A 15527-nucleotide genomic window follows, 5' to 3' on the forward strand; every position below is an offset into this window, starting at 1 on the left:
CAGTTCGCGCGCTACCCTAACGTTTCGGACCGTAGCTCCCGCGCAACCGAGTCCAGTTGCGCAGTATCCCAATGCGCATCTTTCGGCCACAAATCGGGCATCCGATCGTCGGCTGTGCGCGGTACGACATGGACATGCAGGTGGAAAACCGACTGTCCGGCTGCAGCCCCGTTCGACTGAATGATATTCAGGCCTGCAGGCTGTAATGCGTCGCGCACAACTCTCGACGTGGCGAGCACATCTGCGCCGAGTGCCCGTGCCTGCTCCTCGTCGAGGTCCCAGAGGTCGCTCACGTGACAACGCGGCACGACGAGGACGTGCCCCAGCACCGCAGGCACGTCAGGAAGGAACGAGACCGAAGTTGGAGTCTCCGCGACTACTCGCGCCGGTGCATTTCCCGCGACAATGGCGCAGAACGGGCAGGTATCGCGGACGATCACGGGGCACCTCGCATCCGTAGGCAGGCAGGGCAGAAACCTAGTGTCTCAGCTTCCTGACGACAAGTTCAGCGTTACTAGGCAAGTGACGCCGTGCTGAAACCGTAGCCCCTCTATGACGACGCGACCGAAGTACGGAACAGGGATCAGCCGCGGAGATACTGTTTCCCGACCACGACGTAAGCATGGATCTGCTACTCGACGGCTACGCCCCCTGGCCCCCGGAGGTGTCGGCCACGGCCGCCGGGGCGCTGTCCGCGTTCCTCGTAGGTGGCCTCCTCTCAATCGCCGCGATTGTGGCTTCGTTCTTCGCTCGCCGACCGACGAGCCCTCTGCCGCCGGAGTCGCCGTCCATTGAGATTCTCAGTCCCGCGGATCCCTGTCCCCCAAGGCAGGCGTCTGCCTCCTCGATGCCGTCTTAAGCAGCCGATAAGGTGTCGCCACCAGATGACCCCATCCCGGCCTCGGATCTGCAAAATTACTCGGACGTGTTCGGAGCGACACTTTGTGCTGGAAACGGCGACACTCTGCGTTGGGAACCCGTCGTTTTGTTGGTTCTCCAACGACAGTTTGCGCGCGCGTTCACATCTGCACGCGTTGGCGGGAGTGCCACACGGGAGCGCTATATGGTCGCCTCGGCTGTGGCCCCTGTGCGCGCCGCACGCTCAAGATCGACCCGCGCCGCGTGCCGTGTGGCATTCACGGTCGCTTCCGTAGCGCCGAGCGCTAGCAGTTCGGCAATCTGCTCACGGAGGTCGAAGACCCTCGGCGGGAGCACCAGGGCGTTCTGAAGCTTCCCGCGAGTGAGACCGACGTAGACGGCCGCACCGTTCACTGCACCCGATGTGTAGCTGACGTCAGCGGTCTCGCCCTGGGCACCATGCGCCGTGGATGCGTAAGCCAGGTGAACGTGCTCAGCGATGTAGCTCGCGGGCACGTTTCGAACACGGCTTGGGTCCGAAACGGATTCGAGCGAGGCGTGCTCACCGGCGATGCTGCGGACTCGCCAGAGCTGACGGTTACTCACGCCCAGGTTCTTCTCGTTGGCTCGACTCTGGACGAGGTCCCCCTCGTAGATGGGTTGCGAGTCCTGCGCGAAGAGCACGGAATGTGGCCGCAGCTCGCCCCGCGAGAGCCGGAGTCGCTGGATCGTGTCATTGATGCGCTGCGCCTCCTCGTTCGTCGCTGTCACCACCGCAACACGTAGCCCTGCCGCGGTGTCTGCGAGATACCGTTCGGCGAGGTAGACCGTCAGATCTTGGCCAGGCTCCAGCTCGATGACGTGCCCGCCGGCGATGAGACGATCTGCAACGGCAAGGCGATCATCTTCGCTCCGTGCATCGCGCAGCGCGACCGTAAGCTGCGCGTACTCGTGGTCGATCGCTCCATCTGGCTTGCGGAAGCGGTGCACGTCCTCGAGATCGACGCATGCTGTCGCGGCTTCGGTCGCCAATAGCATCGCTCCGGAGTGTCCGACTGGGCGCAACTGCATCGGGTCGCCGACGAAGGCCAGGTCGATGCCGGTTTGCTCTGCGGTGATGCAGAGCGCGCGTGCGGCCTCGAGGTCGAGCATGCCGGCTTCGTCGACGATGACGCGGTCGTTGCGTCGGAGTCGGTAGCGGCGAGGGATCGGGTTTGCTGGACGTTCCCACGTCCAGACATCGCGGCCGGCGTCATCTGTCTTCCAGGTCCAGCCGTGGGCTCGGAGCAGCTCATGCACGCTCGCTGCATCTGCGCCCGTCTCGGCACCAGCCACCTGTGCGGCCTTCCGCGTCGGCGCAAGCAGGAGCGGGCGGCGGCCGTTGTGACGGAGTAAGTCGCAGGCGACGCGCAGCATGGTCGTCTTGCCGGTACCTGCTGGGCCGGTCACGGTGACGAGCCGATCGCTGCCCGCGAGCACTGCGGCGGCGGCTCGTTGCCCTTCATCGAGCAAGCTGCCGCTTAGACAGGACGCGCGCTCGGCGCGGGAGACCGCCTCTTCGGTCAGAGACCGTCCGGGGGACGCGAGTTCGACCATGCGGCGCTCTACTTTCCGCTTCAGCGTCGCGGTGTGATTGGAGAGGTAGCCCTTCACTTGCGGAGGTACGTCGCCTGCGCCAAGCAGATCCGTGCAGCCTTCGACGACAGCCCGCTGAAGCACCTGCTCGATCAGTGACTCGAGCTCGGATCGCCCAGCGACAACGCCCGTTGTGGCGAGTGCCCGAAGTACGCCGGCGTGGACGTCGAATCGGCTGAATCGTCCTCCACTCGGGGTCGAGCGTTGGTCAGCATCGGCGACCGCCCGCCTCGCGAGCAGATCGATGTCGAGATCATGAAAGTTGCTCACCACCGGTGCCGCTGGCGCTCGCTTCTCGGCCAGTTTCGGGTCGAGTTCGATGATCTCGTTGCGGATCAGGTTCACCCAGTCAGCCTCATCGATCGCGACAGGTTTCGCCGGGCGCTCGTGCGCGTAGGCCCACTGGTCGAAGGCGGTCAGGTCCTGCGGCGTAGGTTCAACGCCAGGGTGTTCGAGCCGCCACTCGTCGAGTCGGTTGGCTCGGTTCCGCTCGATCTGACGAGACCGCTTCGACAACGGCCGCACGATGTGAGCGAGATGCTCGATCTCGCCGTCGTCGCCGATATTGAAGCCCCTCCTGGCGAGCGCTGCAATCCACTCCGGGTCCGTCCTTGCGGCGAGGTCGCCCTCAGCGTTGATGACGGTCTGGAAGCGGAGTGCTACGCGGGAATCGATGTTGCTCCAACGCCCGTCCTCTCCGAGCACCTTGATGTTGAGCCACAGGTGCCGGTGCTGGTGGGGATCAAGTGCGCGCGACCGCGCGTGACGAAGCTCTACGATCTCGATGCGCGTCAGCGGCATGCGACGGTGGCCGGCTTTCCCACGGCGGGCGTTGAGCTCACGCCGCCAGGCGAGGATGATTCGCTCGCGGAGGCGGTCTTGGAGTGCGTCGTAGGCGGCTGCGATCTCTGGGTCGAGTATCGCCGCGATGGAGAACGACTTCGACGCGTTGATGGTGGCGTCCAGTAGCAGATCTGCTCGTGGTGAAGGGTTCCGGATGCCGCGCATGACCTCGGTGTCGGGATCACGACCGGCGACCCAGGCGGCGAGCTTCTGTCGGTCGAGCTGGTCTGAGGTGATCTGCTCGTTCTCGACGATGAAGCGGGTCACTGTCTCGGGTGCGTAGCCGAGCGCGCGGGCGACGCCAGTGGGGGTGCCGACAGTTGCGTCGCAGGAACCGCCAAGCGCGTAGTCGACGGCCTGCTTCAGCCCTTGCGAAGCGATGCCTCGCTTCCACCTGACCATGCCGCCACGCACGAGCATCTCCTTGCCGCAGGCGGTCGTTCCGCCTCGCTAGCTCTTGCCGCTGGCGGATAGCTGACGCGGACGTGGCCACCCCGGTGCCTGCGTGCATCCCTGACTCGACACCCCTATCCCTGTCGCCTCCGGCCCCGGGTCTGGGGCATGCCCCCCTCGCCCCTCCTTCATTGGCGGCCCCGTCATGGATGCCCGTTGCTGGTCAATATGTGCCAACACTCTGGGCCATGTCGGCCGTTCGAGGGCAAGGCGAGCGGAGCGAGGCGCGGCAGCCCGAATGCGGAACCGAACGTGTGCCCGCGCGCCGCCAGCCTCGACGGCGTTGGGGTGGGGACGGGCCGACGCCGAACAGAGCGCCGAAGTAGCAGGAGGCGTCCGCCTGATCATCCGGCCCTCCACAAGATCAGGAGGTGACGCACCAGCGATCACCTCAACTCGCGCAAGCGACGGAAGGACACCATGGCACTGCCCCTCTCACTGCAACTCGCAGCGACCGCATTGAGTGCGACCGCGCTCGGTACAACCGGTCCAGCGATCCCACTCGACGCGCCAGCACCCGCCGCCGTTGTTACCGCCTCAGGTTCCGCGAGCCCCTCGCAAGCGGAAGTGGGCGACTGCGTCGGCTTCGCACTCGACGTCTCTGGCACCCAGGACGGCATCGCGATCGAACCGATCACCGCGGCGCTCACAGGGCCGTATGACGGCTGGCCATTGGTCGGTTCGATCGCCGACGCAGCGACGGTCGGCTCGTTCTCCGCGACCTGGACAGGCTCCGAGTGGAGCTACGACGGCGACTGCGTCAACGTCTCGGCCGCCGGCGGATACGCCTGGACGCTCGACAACCCGAACGATCCGGAAGGTCTCGACCTGATCGTTCACGATTCGTCCGTCGTCGATGTCGCCGAACCGGCCGTCGTTGACCCGGAGGACGTCGACGAGACCGAGCCACCCGTCGACGACGAGGACGAGAGCGGCGGGACCGCCATCGATGTCGTTGCAGACCGCTCTGGGGGGAGCGTCGGGACCAAGCGTCCACAGCTCGCCGTCACCGGTGCGAACGAAGAACTCCTCATCGCCGGCGCTGTGGGAGGTCTGCTCGCGATCGCGGCGGGCGTGGCCCTCGCCGTGCGGAGCCGACGAAGCCGAGCCCGGGTGGAGGAGGCCGCATGAGCCGGCGCATCCTGAGCGCGGCCGGCGCGTCGATTCTGCTTGCCACCACTCTGAGCTTGCCTGCCCTTTCGGCGAGTGCTTCGGTTCGCGCCGCTGACGACACCTCGGCCACTGCGGACAGCGCCACTCCATCCCCTCGAGCCGCAACCGCATACGGTTGGGGCCAGCTCGTGAACTACGTCACCCCGGACGGCTCGCTCGCGTATTGCATCGACGTCCAAGCCGACTGGCCATCCGGCGCCACCGGCGGCGGGACGCTCGTGGGCGGCATCGGAGCAACAGCCGGAACGCGCGACGTCGGCGGCACGGAACTCGCAATGTTCAACGCCGGCCTCTCTCAGTTCGGGCAGACCACCGACAACGACACCGCCGCAGCAGTCGCCGCGTTCGTCTACGCCTTCACCTCGCAGAACCACCCCGGCTACGACGGCGCCATCCACTACATCGGCCAGAAGGCCGACGGCCACGACGCCGCCGTGATCGCAGCGTTCAACAGCATCTGGGCATGGGTCGGTGAGAACTGGGCTGCCGCAGCTGGCTCGAACACGGCGACCACAACCATCACCATGACCGACAGCACCACCGGATACATTGACGTGACCGTCGACCCCGCAGCCGCGACCGGCACGCTCACTCTCACCGGCGCGCACGAGACCAGCACCGGTGCGACCTCGGTGGTCGTCGGCAATGGATCCCGCATCGACATCACCGGGGATCCCGTCGACGGCGTCGCGGACTACGACATCCGGGCCGACGGTTCCTGGACTACGCCCGGCGGCTACGCGTCCGAGGCGTGGATGTACGAGACGCCCGGCCAGCAGCGCCTCGCCCGCGGCAGCGAGAACCGCTCCCCCATCCCGTTCACCTCCGAAGCCAGCACCACCGCCTCGACCATCTTCCAGCCGATCGTGACGAGCGAGATGCAGCAGACCCTCGTCCCCGTCGGCGGCACCATCATCGACCACGCAACCTGCGACCTCTCCCCCGACAGCACCAGCACCGCCTGGCGGCGCAACCGGGACGGCGAAGGCGTCGAAGTCATCTGGGACGTCGCAATCTACGCCAAGCTCCCCGGCGAGGACGGCCTCCCCGACGTCCCAGAAGGTCGGCCGGCGCTCGGCACGGCCATCGCCACCTGTGACGAGGTCGGCGACGTCATGAAGGCAAGCTTCCCCCGACCTGACGAAGCCGACGGCCCGATCACCGCAGTCTGGTCACTCGACCTCGACAAGCAGTCCGACAGGACGAAGTCCGTCCTGCAGGGATCCTGGCACGACGCGTTCGGGTTGCCCGACGAGACGACGGTCATCCCCCGCGTCACGACGAAGGCTGTGCCGTCGGTGATGGAGGGAGAGCAGTACGGCGACACCGCCCACCATGAAGACGTCGCCCTCTACCCCGATACCGCCGTGCAGACCTTCACCGCCTATCGCATCACCGACGGTCAGCCCGTCTGCGACGCCACGACCGAATACCTGACGGAATCGGCACCGATCATGATCGACGGCCGCACGGATATCCCCGGGCCGACCTTCACCGCCACCCGCGACATGGGCACCGGGGTCAACTGGATCGAGCGCACGTATGCCGATGACACGAAGCAGGTGCTCCTCAGCGAGGGTGTCTGTGGGCAGGAGGGTGAGCAGACGCTCTTCATCGACCGCCCCGGACAGAAGCTCGCGAGCACCGGCTTCGACGGCGCCACGCTCGCCGCCGGCGCTGCCGCCACAACGCTCCTCGGTGCCTCGCCCTTCGTCGTTCGTCGTGTCGTGCGGCGCCGAGCCAGCCGGACCGCCTTGAGCGAGGGGATCGCAGGATGAGCGAGGAACAGACTGGCCCCTCGTCGGACCTGAGCCAGGACCAGAACGAATGGGTGGCGATGTATCGCCACGGGTTACGATTCCGCAAGCCACAGCCGGACTATGACGACGTGCGCGACGACTACGAGGACATTCACGGCGACGGCCCTCGGATGGAGGAGGATATCCAACTGAGGATCGTTGAGACTCAGATGGACCTGCTCCTCCGTTTCACCGGGGCATCGGACTACGACATCCACCGAGACCCTGACTCCTGGCTAGAGACGTACTATGCCTTGGCAGGCAAGTGGCTCGGTCGAGATGCAGGGATCGACGAACAGCTCGAGAGCGTCGACCGAGTCCTTTCGCAGACCGGCGGGCCGCTTTGGCGCCCGGACCTGTACCTCCCGTTAGACGAGGTTCACCAAGCTGCGGTAGAGACCGTGCCTGCGAGCCCACAAACCGCGCCGTCGACCTCCGCTTCTAGCTGGCGAGAGCCTCCCCGTCTTATCGACTGGACTCCGGACGAGGACCCGGCCGCGGGGTACCTTCGGGACCTCCGCGCCAATCGCCAACAGGCACTGGAGTTGGGTCTGCCCGAGCGCTCCGAAGACGTGCAGCCGCAGGATTCGAGGGGACGCCTAACCGAGTTAGCTCGGAAGTTCTCAAGCAGAGTCCTCCGACCGCGCTCAGACGATACCCACCGCGACGCTCACCCGCTGCGCCAGCCCGGGTCTGGCGGGGGTCTGGAGTTCTAGAGCGGCCCGCTCTGCGCGACGGGCAAGATCGACACTCCCCAGGATGTCGACACTAGGTCAACTACTAGCGACTCACGTCAATCGGGCGTCGAGAACCTGCCGGAATTCTCGCCCCGGGCCATGCGTTCAGACGGTTGAAAAACGCATTCCGTCGAGCAGTGTTCGGCTCGATCTGGACAGTTCGCCAGCCCCACATCGGCCTGCTCGAGGCGGGCGCGCAGCTCATCGAGGCGGGCGCGTTTCTCGTCGATCTGGCGCACCCGTTCCGCCAGGAGCGGGCGGAGCTGGTCGCGAACGTCGGTGCAGGAGTCGTCCTCCAGCGACCGGAGATGCCGACCGATGTCAGCGAGTGGCAGGCCGAGTTCTTTGCTCGCTTCGATGAGGTCGAGCCGCCCGAGCACGGCGGCGTCATAGTCGCGGTAGCCGTTGCGGGTGCGGCCGGGGATGATGAGGCCGATGCTCTCGTAGTAGCGCAAGGCGGTCGGTGCGACGCCGGTGCGCTTGCTGACCTCTGAGATGCGCATGCGCCGATCCTACGGCCGGGACCACGGATTGACCTTCCAGCGGCTGGAACGTTTACGGTTGAGCCTCGTGCCCCTCAATGCTCGATCTCAGCTCGTGACGGCGCTCGTGCCGTGGCTGGAACGTCACCAGATCGTCCTCTATCTCGCGGCGATCGCTGCTGGCGGCGTCCTCGGCCTGCTGTTGCCCGGCGCGCACCATCTGGAAGTGGCGATCGAGCCGGTGCTCGCGCTGCTGCTGTTCGCGACGTTCCTCGGGGTCCCGTTCGCCGCGATCGGCCGCGCGCTCCGCGACGTCCGATTCCTCAGCGCGGTCGGGGTCGTGAACTTCGTCATCGTGCCGCTCGTCGCCTACGGGCTGTCGCGGTTCGTCGCGGATCAACCGGCGCTGCTGTTCGGGGTGCTCCTGGTGCTGCTGACGCCATGCATCGACTACGTGATCGTGTTCGCCGGCCTCGCCGGAGGAGCCGCGGAGCGCCTGCTCGCGGCGGCTCCGCTGCTGATGCTCACGCAGATCCTCTTGCTGCCCGTCTACCTGCTGCTGTTCATCGGTCCCAGCGGTGTCGCGGCCGTCGAGCTCGGCCCGTTCGTGCGCGCATTCCTGCTGCTCATCGTGCTGCCACTGACCGCGGCCGCGGCGACCCAGCGGCTCGCCAAGCGGCACCGGATCGGGCGCGGGATCGAACGCACCATGCTGGCGCTCATGGTGCCGCTGATGGTCGCCACGCTGTTCACCGTCGTAGCCTCGCAGGCGGGAGCGGTGAGCACCGCGGCCCTGCAGTTGCTCGTGCTCGTGCCGCTGTATGCGGCGTTCCTCGTCGTCATGGCGTTCGTCGGCACGGGTGCCGGGCGCCTGTTCCGCCTCGACGTGCCGGCAACCCGTGCCCTGGTGTTCAGTGGTGCCACCCGCAACAGCCTCGTCGTCCTCCCACTCGCGCTCGCGCTACCCGCGTCACTCGCGCTCGCGCCCGTGGTAGTCGTCACGCAGACGCTCGTCGAGCTGGTCGGCATGGTCGTGTTCGTGCGGCTCCTTCCACGGCTGGTTCAGGACCGAAAATCGGTCCGCTGATCCGACCGTCACCTGTGAGTAACTCAGGCGCCGAGAGCGCTGATACTTGCGCAATCCGCTGGGGTCACCCGTATGCAGCACAAGCCGCTGGGAGCAGTCACACGACAGCCGAATCAGTGCCCACGGAAAAGGAACCGGCGGCCAGTTACTTCCCGTCCGTTCAGGTATGGGAATCGCCGGTTTGGTTCTGGTTGTCACTGTCGGTCTCCTTCGGAGCCGTCGGCGTCGAACCCGTCGTCGGGTCACACCACGCATGATGGTCGATGCGCGGTGAGCGGACCGACGAGTTACGGCCCGCGCAGAATCTACGTCGCGATACAACCCGTTCCGTCGAGCAACGGCTCCGCGACTTGGAGGTCTAGCGCCCAGTGCAAGCGGTGGCGCCGACCTCCGGGTCGGCGCCATGTTGTGTTTCTCCTGACACGCCTCGTCTGGGAGGGTGGCGCCCAGTGCCAAGGACTACGTCGCTGTGGCACGGATGAGGAAACCGTTGAGGGACTCGTTCTGGTAGTCGACCTCGAACGAGGCTCGGGCGAGGTCGCGAGTCACTGCTCGAGCCGAACCGCCCGATTGCGGGCTGAGGGCCAGCACTAGCGAGGCAGGAGCGCCGTCGATGACGCGTCGGATCTGTTGGAGCGCAGCAGGTCGATCCGCCCAAAAGTGGACGTTGTCTATGGCCAGGACAGCATTGAAACGTCCCGTGGCGAAGGGCATCTGGTTCGCCTCACCGACAACGAGTTCGAGACGCCCGCTGCGAACAGCGTCATCATTCCTGGATCGCGCGCGACGGTGCATCAGCAGCGAAGGATCGAGACCGGTGACCTGTCCTCTGGGCACGAGAGCGAGCAGCGCCTCCAAACCCATTCCTGGCCCGAATCCGATCTCCAGCACGTGCGCCGCATCGTGAACATCCAGTGCCGCCGTCGCGAGCTCGCGCAGCGCGGATCCGGTCTTCTCCATAAGATCAGCGCCCCGCTCTCCATCCGCGCCCCTCGGGACGACGAATGTATCGAAGATGTTCATTCCCATCCCTGAGGTCGCTCTAACTCGCCTACTTGGCTCAGCCCATTAGCGCACACGACAGGCCCGTTACGTCAAGTGCACTGTCGGCCCCAAATGTGTCCGCCACAACCGAGTTCCGACCTACCGCCTTCGGAAGCGTTCCCGAGCACCCCTTGCGTGACGAGGCAGAAACGTTCGTTTGCGGCGCGCACTCGCCGCAGGGCTGAGAGGTCTCACGTTTACAGCGACCGGCCCCACCTCTGCATCATCACCCTGGATATGCAACGGTTTGCAGGATTCAGTCCTCTCCGGATCAGGCTGTCATGGTTGCCTTTCGCTATCGGCATCGTCGTGGGCGCAGGCATAGCGCCGAAGCTACTGCTGAGGAGCGGCCCCGCTACGTCGCCGCCCTCGATGCAGTCTTGCGCGATCGGCGTTTTCTGGTTCTCGACGATTGCCGTCGCAGGCGGCTCCTGGACGCTGAAGGCTTCCGCGATACTTCTCGTAGCGCTCGGCGTCGGGCTGGGAACGACCTCGCTCATGCAGGCTGCCGTCTGCGGAGTCGCACCTGATCGAGCTGGCATGGCGTCAGCGCTACTGAACACCGCCCAATAGATCGGTATGGCCTTCGGCCTCGCAATCCTCGCCGGCGTCGCCGACAGCATCACGTCGGTTAGCGGTGGCACAGGCGCACATGTGCTCGTAGACGGGAACAGGACCGCCCTAATCGTCGGCGCAGGCATTCTACTCGGAGCCGCGGTCCTAGCTTTGTTCACCCCCCAACAACGTGGGTGTCGGGGGTGCGCTGAACTTGCAGTTCATTGCACCGGTGCGGTCCCTCGAGCATCTCGCATACATCGAGAGTGGCCTATGGCTGTCGAGCAAGTGCAGCAATGGGCTTACAGCGGGAGTCGTGCGCGGCGGCAAGCGCAGGTGGGGGCAGTTGAACGATCGGCGTCATCTCTCTTGAGCGTCATGGCCCGCCACCACGCGTTCAATCGGCTGGGTTCTGGTGGAGGCGCACGGGGTTCACTGGTGCTGGAGTACCTCCGCGACGTGGGCGTTGAGAATCCGGGGCAAGTCGGAGGCGCTATCGAACCCGATTTCAAGTATCGACTGGTACTGCAGACCGTCCCACAGTGCGATCAGCCGTGTCGCTTCGAACCGTGCATCCAGGTTCAGACTCTGGTCCGAGGCCGCGCGAGCAAAGAGGTTCTCGAAGTAAGCGATCGTCCGGACGAATCGTTCCCGGAAGTACCCATGGACGGGATGTTCGAGCGACACGGCCTCGGTGGACAAGACGGCATAGAGACCGATCAGCCCGCTTTCCGCTCCTGCGTCTCGTGCGGCCTCCACCCCGACGGCGAGTAGTTCCTCCGTCGGATCGAGTACCGCACCTGCTCGCCTCGTGACCATGTCGTTGTCGCGTTGTCGCATGACTTCGGCGAACAGGTCGGTCTTGCTGGGGAAGTGGTGTCGCAAGGTGGAGGGCGCGACGTTCACCCGCTCGGAGATCTCTCTCATGGTGGTGGCCCCGAATCCGTTTTCGGCGAACACTGTCGTGGCATCGGCCACGATCCGCGCCCGGCGCCTATGCCCCGGCTCGTATCCGCTGCGTTCAGTCAAGACGGTGTCGATCGCCAGGGGCCGCGGGCGAAGGGCGGGTACAGAACCGCCCCCATCCCCGCTCGCTGTGTCACGTGCAAACAGCCCGGGAGGATTCAGCTCCGGGAGATACCGGCTGATGACGAGCAGCCCCTCCCACACCGCCACCCGAGTGCGCACCCCGTCAGATATGGGCTTGGACTCATCCGTCAGCAGTCGTCGGTGATGGGAATGCGAGGCGGCCTGATCGCTACCCCCGGTCATGGCACGCGAGAGGAGGATCGCTGACAGAGCGGCGTATCCGTCCACGCTGCGTGATAGCCGGGCCGCCACCTCAACCGTGAGAGGGCTGGAGCCCATGACTTGACCGGTCTCGTCATCGAATTCCTGCGCGACGGCGTCGAGCAGCGCCTCTTTCGACGCGAAGTGCTTCAGGAGACCGGGACGCGAGATTCCGACCCGGTCTGCGATGTCCTGAACCGTCACTGCCAGCAGATCGTCCTCCGCGAAGGCGCGGCGTGATTCGCGCACGATGCTCTGTCGTGTTCGCCAAGCAGCATCGGCTCGGGACACCTGCGTACTACTCACATGCACCAGTTTGTCATGAGGTCGAAACCCAAAAGTTACACTCGGGGCTACTTTGAGTTACATAAGCAACGAGATTCAGTTACATTGAGAGCCATAACTTCCATCTGGCCATCCTGAGGAGCCCGTCGTGACAGAGAAGTCCACTCCATCCCCTACCCGATCCACACCCGTCGGCCCGACATCCGCCGCCTACTTACCCACGCTGGGTCTGGCGAACTTCGGCATCTACCTGGCTGTCCTTACGCCGGTGTTCGTCTCGCTGGCGTTCAAGCTGGAGCACATCACGTCGAGTCGCGAGGAGTCTCTCGGCGCGCTCAGTCTGGTGATGGGCGTCGGGAGCCTGTTCGCGATCATCTTCAACCCGCTGGTTGGGCGGCTCTCAGATCGCACCATGTCCCGGTTCGGGATGCGCCGCCCATGGTTGATCGGTGGAACCGCAATCGGGTTCGGTGCTCTCGTTGTAATCGGCCTCGCGCCCAACGTGTGGGTGGTGCTTGCCGGCTGGTGCCTTGTTCAGGCGTCCCTCAACGGTGCGCTTTCCGCGCTCAATGCCACCATCGCTGACAAGGTCCCTGTCTGGCGGCGCGGGCTTGCATCCGGGATCATCGGCATCACGACATCGCTCGGGATTCTCGGTGGAACGTTCGCGGTCAACTTCCTCGATTCCGATCTCACTCGCTTCGCCGTGCCCGGCGCGGTCGGACTGCTCTTCACGATCCTCTTCGCCCTACTGCTGCAGGACAGCGTCCGTCTGGTTCGTCCCGCCGAGCGGTACGGCTTCAAGGAATTCATCGGCTCCTTCGCGTTCAACCCACGCAAGAACCCAGACTTCGGCTGGACATGGCTTACCACCTTCCTCGTGATGTTCGGATACGCCGGCGTCGCGACATTCCTACCGCTCTACCTGACCGACAAGTTCGGCCAGACCGAGAACGAAGCGATCACGGTCATCCTCATCGCCAACCTCGCCGCAGTCGGAGCGCAGGCGATCTCTGGTCCGCTCGCGGGCTACCTGTCGGACCGGTTGAACCGCCGGAAACCGTTCGTCCTCGCCGCCGGCCTCATCATGGTCGGGGGGCTCGTGGTTCTCGCCTTCGCACCCGATGTGAGCATCGTCATCCTCGGGCAGGGCCTGATCGGATTCGGCATCGGCTCGTTCCTGTCAGTCTCCCTCGCGTTGGCCACCCAGGTGCTGCCCGATGTCGAGGACACGGCAAAGGATCTCGGCGTGATCAACATCGCCAACGCACTGCCGCAGTCCATTGCGCCGGCCATTGCCCCGGCGGTCATCGCACTGGGCGCCTCCACCGCGATCGGCGGGTACTCGCTGTTCTACCTGGTGGGTGCCGCAGCGGCACTCGCTGGCGCACTCGTCGTCTACCGCGTGAAAGGAACCAAGTGATGCAGGAACCCACCAGCCAAGAGGGGACCGAAGTCGACAAGAGCTACTTCGACACCGGCCGGAGCGTCTCGGAGCGCGTCGAGATCCTCCTGAGACAGATGACGCTCGAGGAGAAGGCTGGACTGTTCTTCCACACGATGATCACGATGGGTCCTGACGGGGAGCTCTCGACGGGCGACAGGGAGTTCGATCTCCCTTCCAACAGCGAGTACGTGGTCGGCCGCCACATGAACCACTTCAACCTCCTCACCGGCGGCACCCCGGAGGCGATGGCGACCTGGAACAACAACATCCAACGATTGGCAGCGGAAACCCGGCTTGGAATCCCGGTGACCATCTCCACCGATCCGCGGAACTCCTACAGCGACAACCCCCTGGCCGGCCTTCTCGCCGGATCGTTCTCGGTCTGGCCGGAGGCGCTCGGTCTGGCCGCGACGCAGGACGAGGACCTCGTCGAGCAATTCGCAGACACCGCCCGCCAGGAGTACACGGCCGTCGGTATCCGCGTGGCCTTGCATCCGCAGGTCGACCTTGCGACGGAACCGAGGTGGGCACGGCAACTGGACACGTTCGGTGAAGATGCCGAGCTGACCAGCAGGCTCGTGACCGCATACATCCGCGGCTTCCAGGGAGCGGAGCTTGGGCCCGCCTCCGTTGCCACGATGACCAAGCACTTCCCCGGCGGCGGGCCACAGAAGGACGGTGAGGATCCCCACTTCGCTTACGGCCGTGAGCAGGTCTACCCCGGGGGCATGTTCGACCACCATCTCAAGCCGTTCATCGCTGCAATCGCAGCGGGAACCACCCAGATGATGCCTTACTACGGCATGCCTGTGGGAACCGAGTACGAGGAAGTCGGCTTCGGCTTCAACAAATCGGTCATCACAACACTCCTACGCGAGAAGCTCGGGTTCGATGGCATCGTCTGCACCGACTGGGGGCTGCTCACCGATGCCGTCGTCGACGGCGAGCCGTTCCCTGCTCGGGCGTGGGGTGTCGAACACCTGACACCACGAGAACGGATGCGGAGGGCCATCGATGCCGGCGTCGACCAGCTTGGCGGCGAAGCCACTCCCGACATGCTCGTCGAGCTGGTCGAAGTCGGAGAGATCAGCGAGGCCCGACTCGACGAATCTGCCCGCCGGTTGCTCCGCGAGAAGTTCACCCTCGGACTATTCGACAACCCCTACGTGGACGAGACTCGCGCAGCCCACATCGTCGGAGCACCCGAGTTCCGGGAAGCAGGCCTCCGGGCACAACGCGCATCGTTGACACTGCTCACCAACCGCGAGTCGGCCGGCGACGGGATCCTTCCCCTGGCACCCGGACTCCGGCTGTACGTGGAAGGCATCAATGCGGCTGTAGCGTCCCAATACGGGACCGTTGTCGATGAACCCTCCGCAGCAGACGTCGCCATCCTGCGCATCCACGCCCCGTTCGAAAAGCGCTCGACATCGTTCGAAAACTACTTCCATGCCGGATCCCTCGAATTCCCCGCGGACCTGATCGATCACATCGATCGGGTTGCCGGCGAAGTGCCCACCATCGTCGACGTCTTCCTCGACCGGCCCGCGATGCTCGGTCCGATCGTCGAGTCGGCAGCTGCCGTCATCGCGAACTTCGGCGCCGATTCCTCCGCGCTCCTCGACGTCCTCACCGGCCTCGACGCCCCCAGGGGACGACTTCCCTTCGACATCCCTTCCAGCATGGAGGCGGTCGTGGCATCCCGTTCCGACGTGCCCTTCGACACCGCTGACCCGCTCTTCGCGTTCGGTCACGGACTCACCTTCCCTGCCCGCCGTCGCACCACCCCCTGACCCTTCGTACCCACGAACCTGTCACCGAGACCGACCAAGGAGACCA

At 65.3% G+C, this 15527-nt stretch carries 11 protein-coding genes; 6 read left to right on the top strand and 5 right to left on the bottom strand.

Going from position 1 to position 15527, the window contains the following annotated elements; genetic code table 11:
• Positions 1-11: 11 nt before the first annotated feature.
• Both IFR14_RS15790 and IFR14_RS15795 read right to left on the bottom strand, forming a co-directional pair.
• Complete coding sequence (locus IFR14_RS15790; protein ID WP_161578636.1) at positions 12-440, bottom strand: HIT family protein; 429 nt, start codon at positions 438-440, stop codon at positions 12-14.
• Between the two features lie 619 nt (positions 441-1059).
• Positions 1060-3750, bottom strand: a complete 2691-nt coding sequence (locus tag IFR14_RS15795) for an AAA family ATPase (protein ID WP_161578637.1) — start codon at positions 3748-3750, stop codon at positions 1060-1062.
• A gap of 459 nt (positions 3751-4209) precedes the next feature.
• On the opposite strand from IFR14_RS15795, the gene IFR14_RS15800 reads away from it, so the two are divergent.
• The 3 genes from IFR14_RS15800 to IFR14_RS15810 all read left to right on the top strand — a co-directional run bounded on the left by IFR14_RS15800 (position 4210) and on the right by IFR14_RS15810 (position 7477).
• Positions 4210-4920 carry a hypothetical protein gene (locus IFR14_RS15800; RefSeq protein WP_137243631.1) on the top strand — a complete coding sequence of 237 codons (711 nt, stop codon included), beginning with the start codon at positions 4210-4212 and terminating at the stop codon, positions 4918-4920.
• Between the two features lie 170 nt (positions 4921-5090).
• The gene (locus tag IFR14_RS15805; RefSeq protein ID WP_137243632.1) at positions 5091-6740 is read left to right on the top strand and encodes a hypothetical protein; all 1650 of its coding nucleotides are present in this window, start codon (positions 5091-5093) and stop codon (positions 6738-6740) included.
• Positions 6737-7477: a hypothetical protein gene (locus IFR14_RS15810; RefSeq protein WP_124769838.1), complete on the top strand. Its 741-nt coding sequence runs from the start codon at positions 6737-6739 to the stop codon at positions 7475-7477. Before IFR14_RS15805 ends, IFR14_RS15810 begins: the two co-directional genes overlap by 4 nt.
• Positions 7478-7554: 77 nt before the next feature.
• On the opposite strand, the gene IFR14_RS15815 is transcribed toward IFR14_RS15810, so the two are convergent.
• Entirely contained in the window at positions 7555-8001 is a 447-nt protein-coding gene (locus tag IFR14_RS15815) for a MerR family transcriptional regulator (RefSeq protein ID WP_124769839.1), read from the bottom strand.
• Between the two features lie 67 nt (positions 8002-8068).
• Here IFR14_RS15815 and IFR14_RS15820 point away from each other — a divergent pair, with 67 nt between their 5' ends.
• Complete coding sequence (locus IFR14_RS15820; RefSeq protein ID WP_240044056.1) at positions 8069-9067, top strand: arsenic resistance protein; 999 nt, start codon at positions 8069-8071, stop codon at positions 9065-9067.
• A 459-nt stretch (positions 9068-9526) separates the two neighbouring features.
• On the opposite strand, the gene IFR14_RS15825 is transcribed toward IFR14_RS15820, so the two are convergent.
• On the bottom strand, positions 9527-10090 hold the full coding sequence (locus tag IFR14_RS15825) for a class I SAM-dependent methyltransferase (RefSeq protein WP_161578638.1): 564 nt from the start codon (positions 10088-10090) through the stop codon (positions 9527-9529).
• 1008 nt (positions 10091-11098) lie between these two features.
• Entirely contained in the window at positions 11099-12205 is a 1107-nt protein-coding gene (locus IFR14_RS20985) for a TetR/AcrR family transcriptional regulator (RefSeq protein ID WP_240044057.1), read from the bottom strand.
• A gap of 184 nt (positions 12206-12389) precedes the next feature.
• Between IFR14_RS20985 and IFR14_RS15835 the strand changes: the two genes are divergently transcribed.
• Together IFR14_RS15835 and IFR14_RS15840 are read left to right on the top strand one after the other, a co-directional pair.
• On the top strand, positions 12390-13664 hold the full coding sequence (locus IFR14_RS15835; protein WP_124769843.1) for an MFS transporter: 1275 nt from the start codon (positions 12390-12392) through the stop codon (positions 13662-13664).
• Positions 13664-15481: a glycoside hydrolase family 3 protein gene (locus tag IFR14_RS15840; RefSeq protein ID WP_137243633.1), complete on the top strand. Its 1818-nt coding sequence runs from the start codon at positions 13664-13666 to the stop codon at positions 15479-15481. The genes IFR14_RS15835 and IFR14_RS15840 overlap by 1 nt, the downstream gene beginning before the upstream one ends.
• Positions 15482-15527 lie beyond the last annotated feature (46 nt).

Source organism: Plantibacter sp. CFBP 8775 (assembly GCF_014839505.1).
Lineage (GTDB): Bacteria > Actinomycetota > Actinomycetes > Actinomycetales > Microbacteriaceae > Plantibacter > Plantibacter auratus.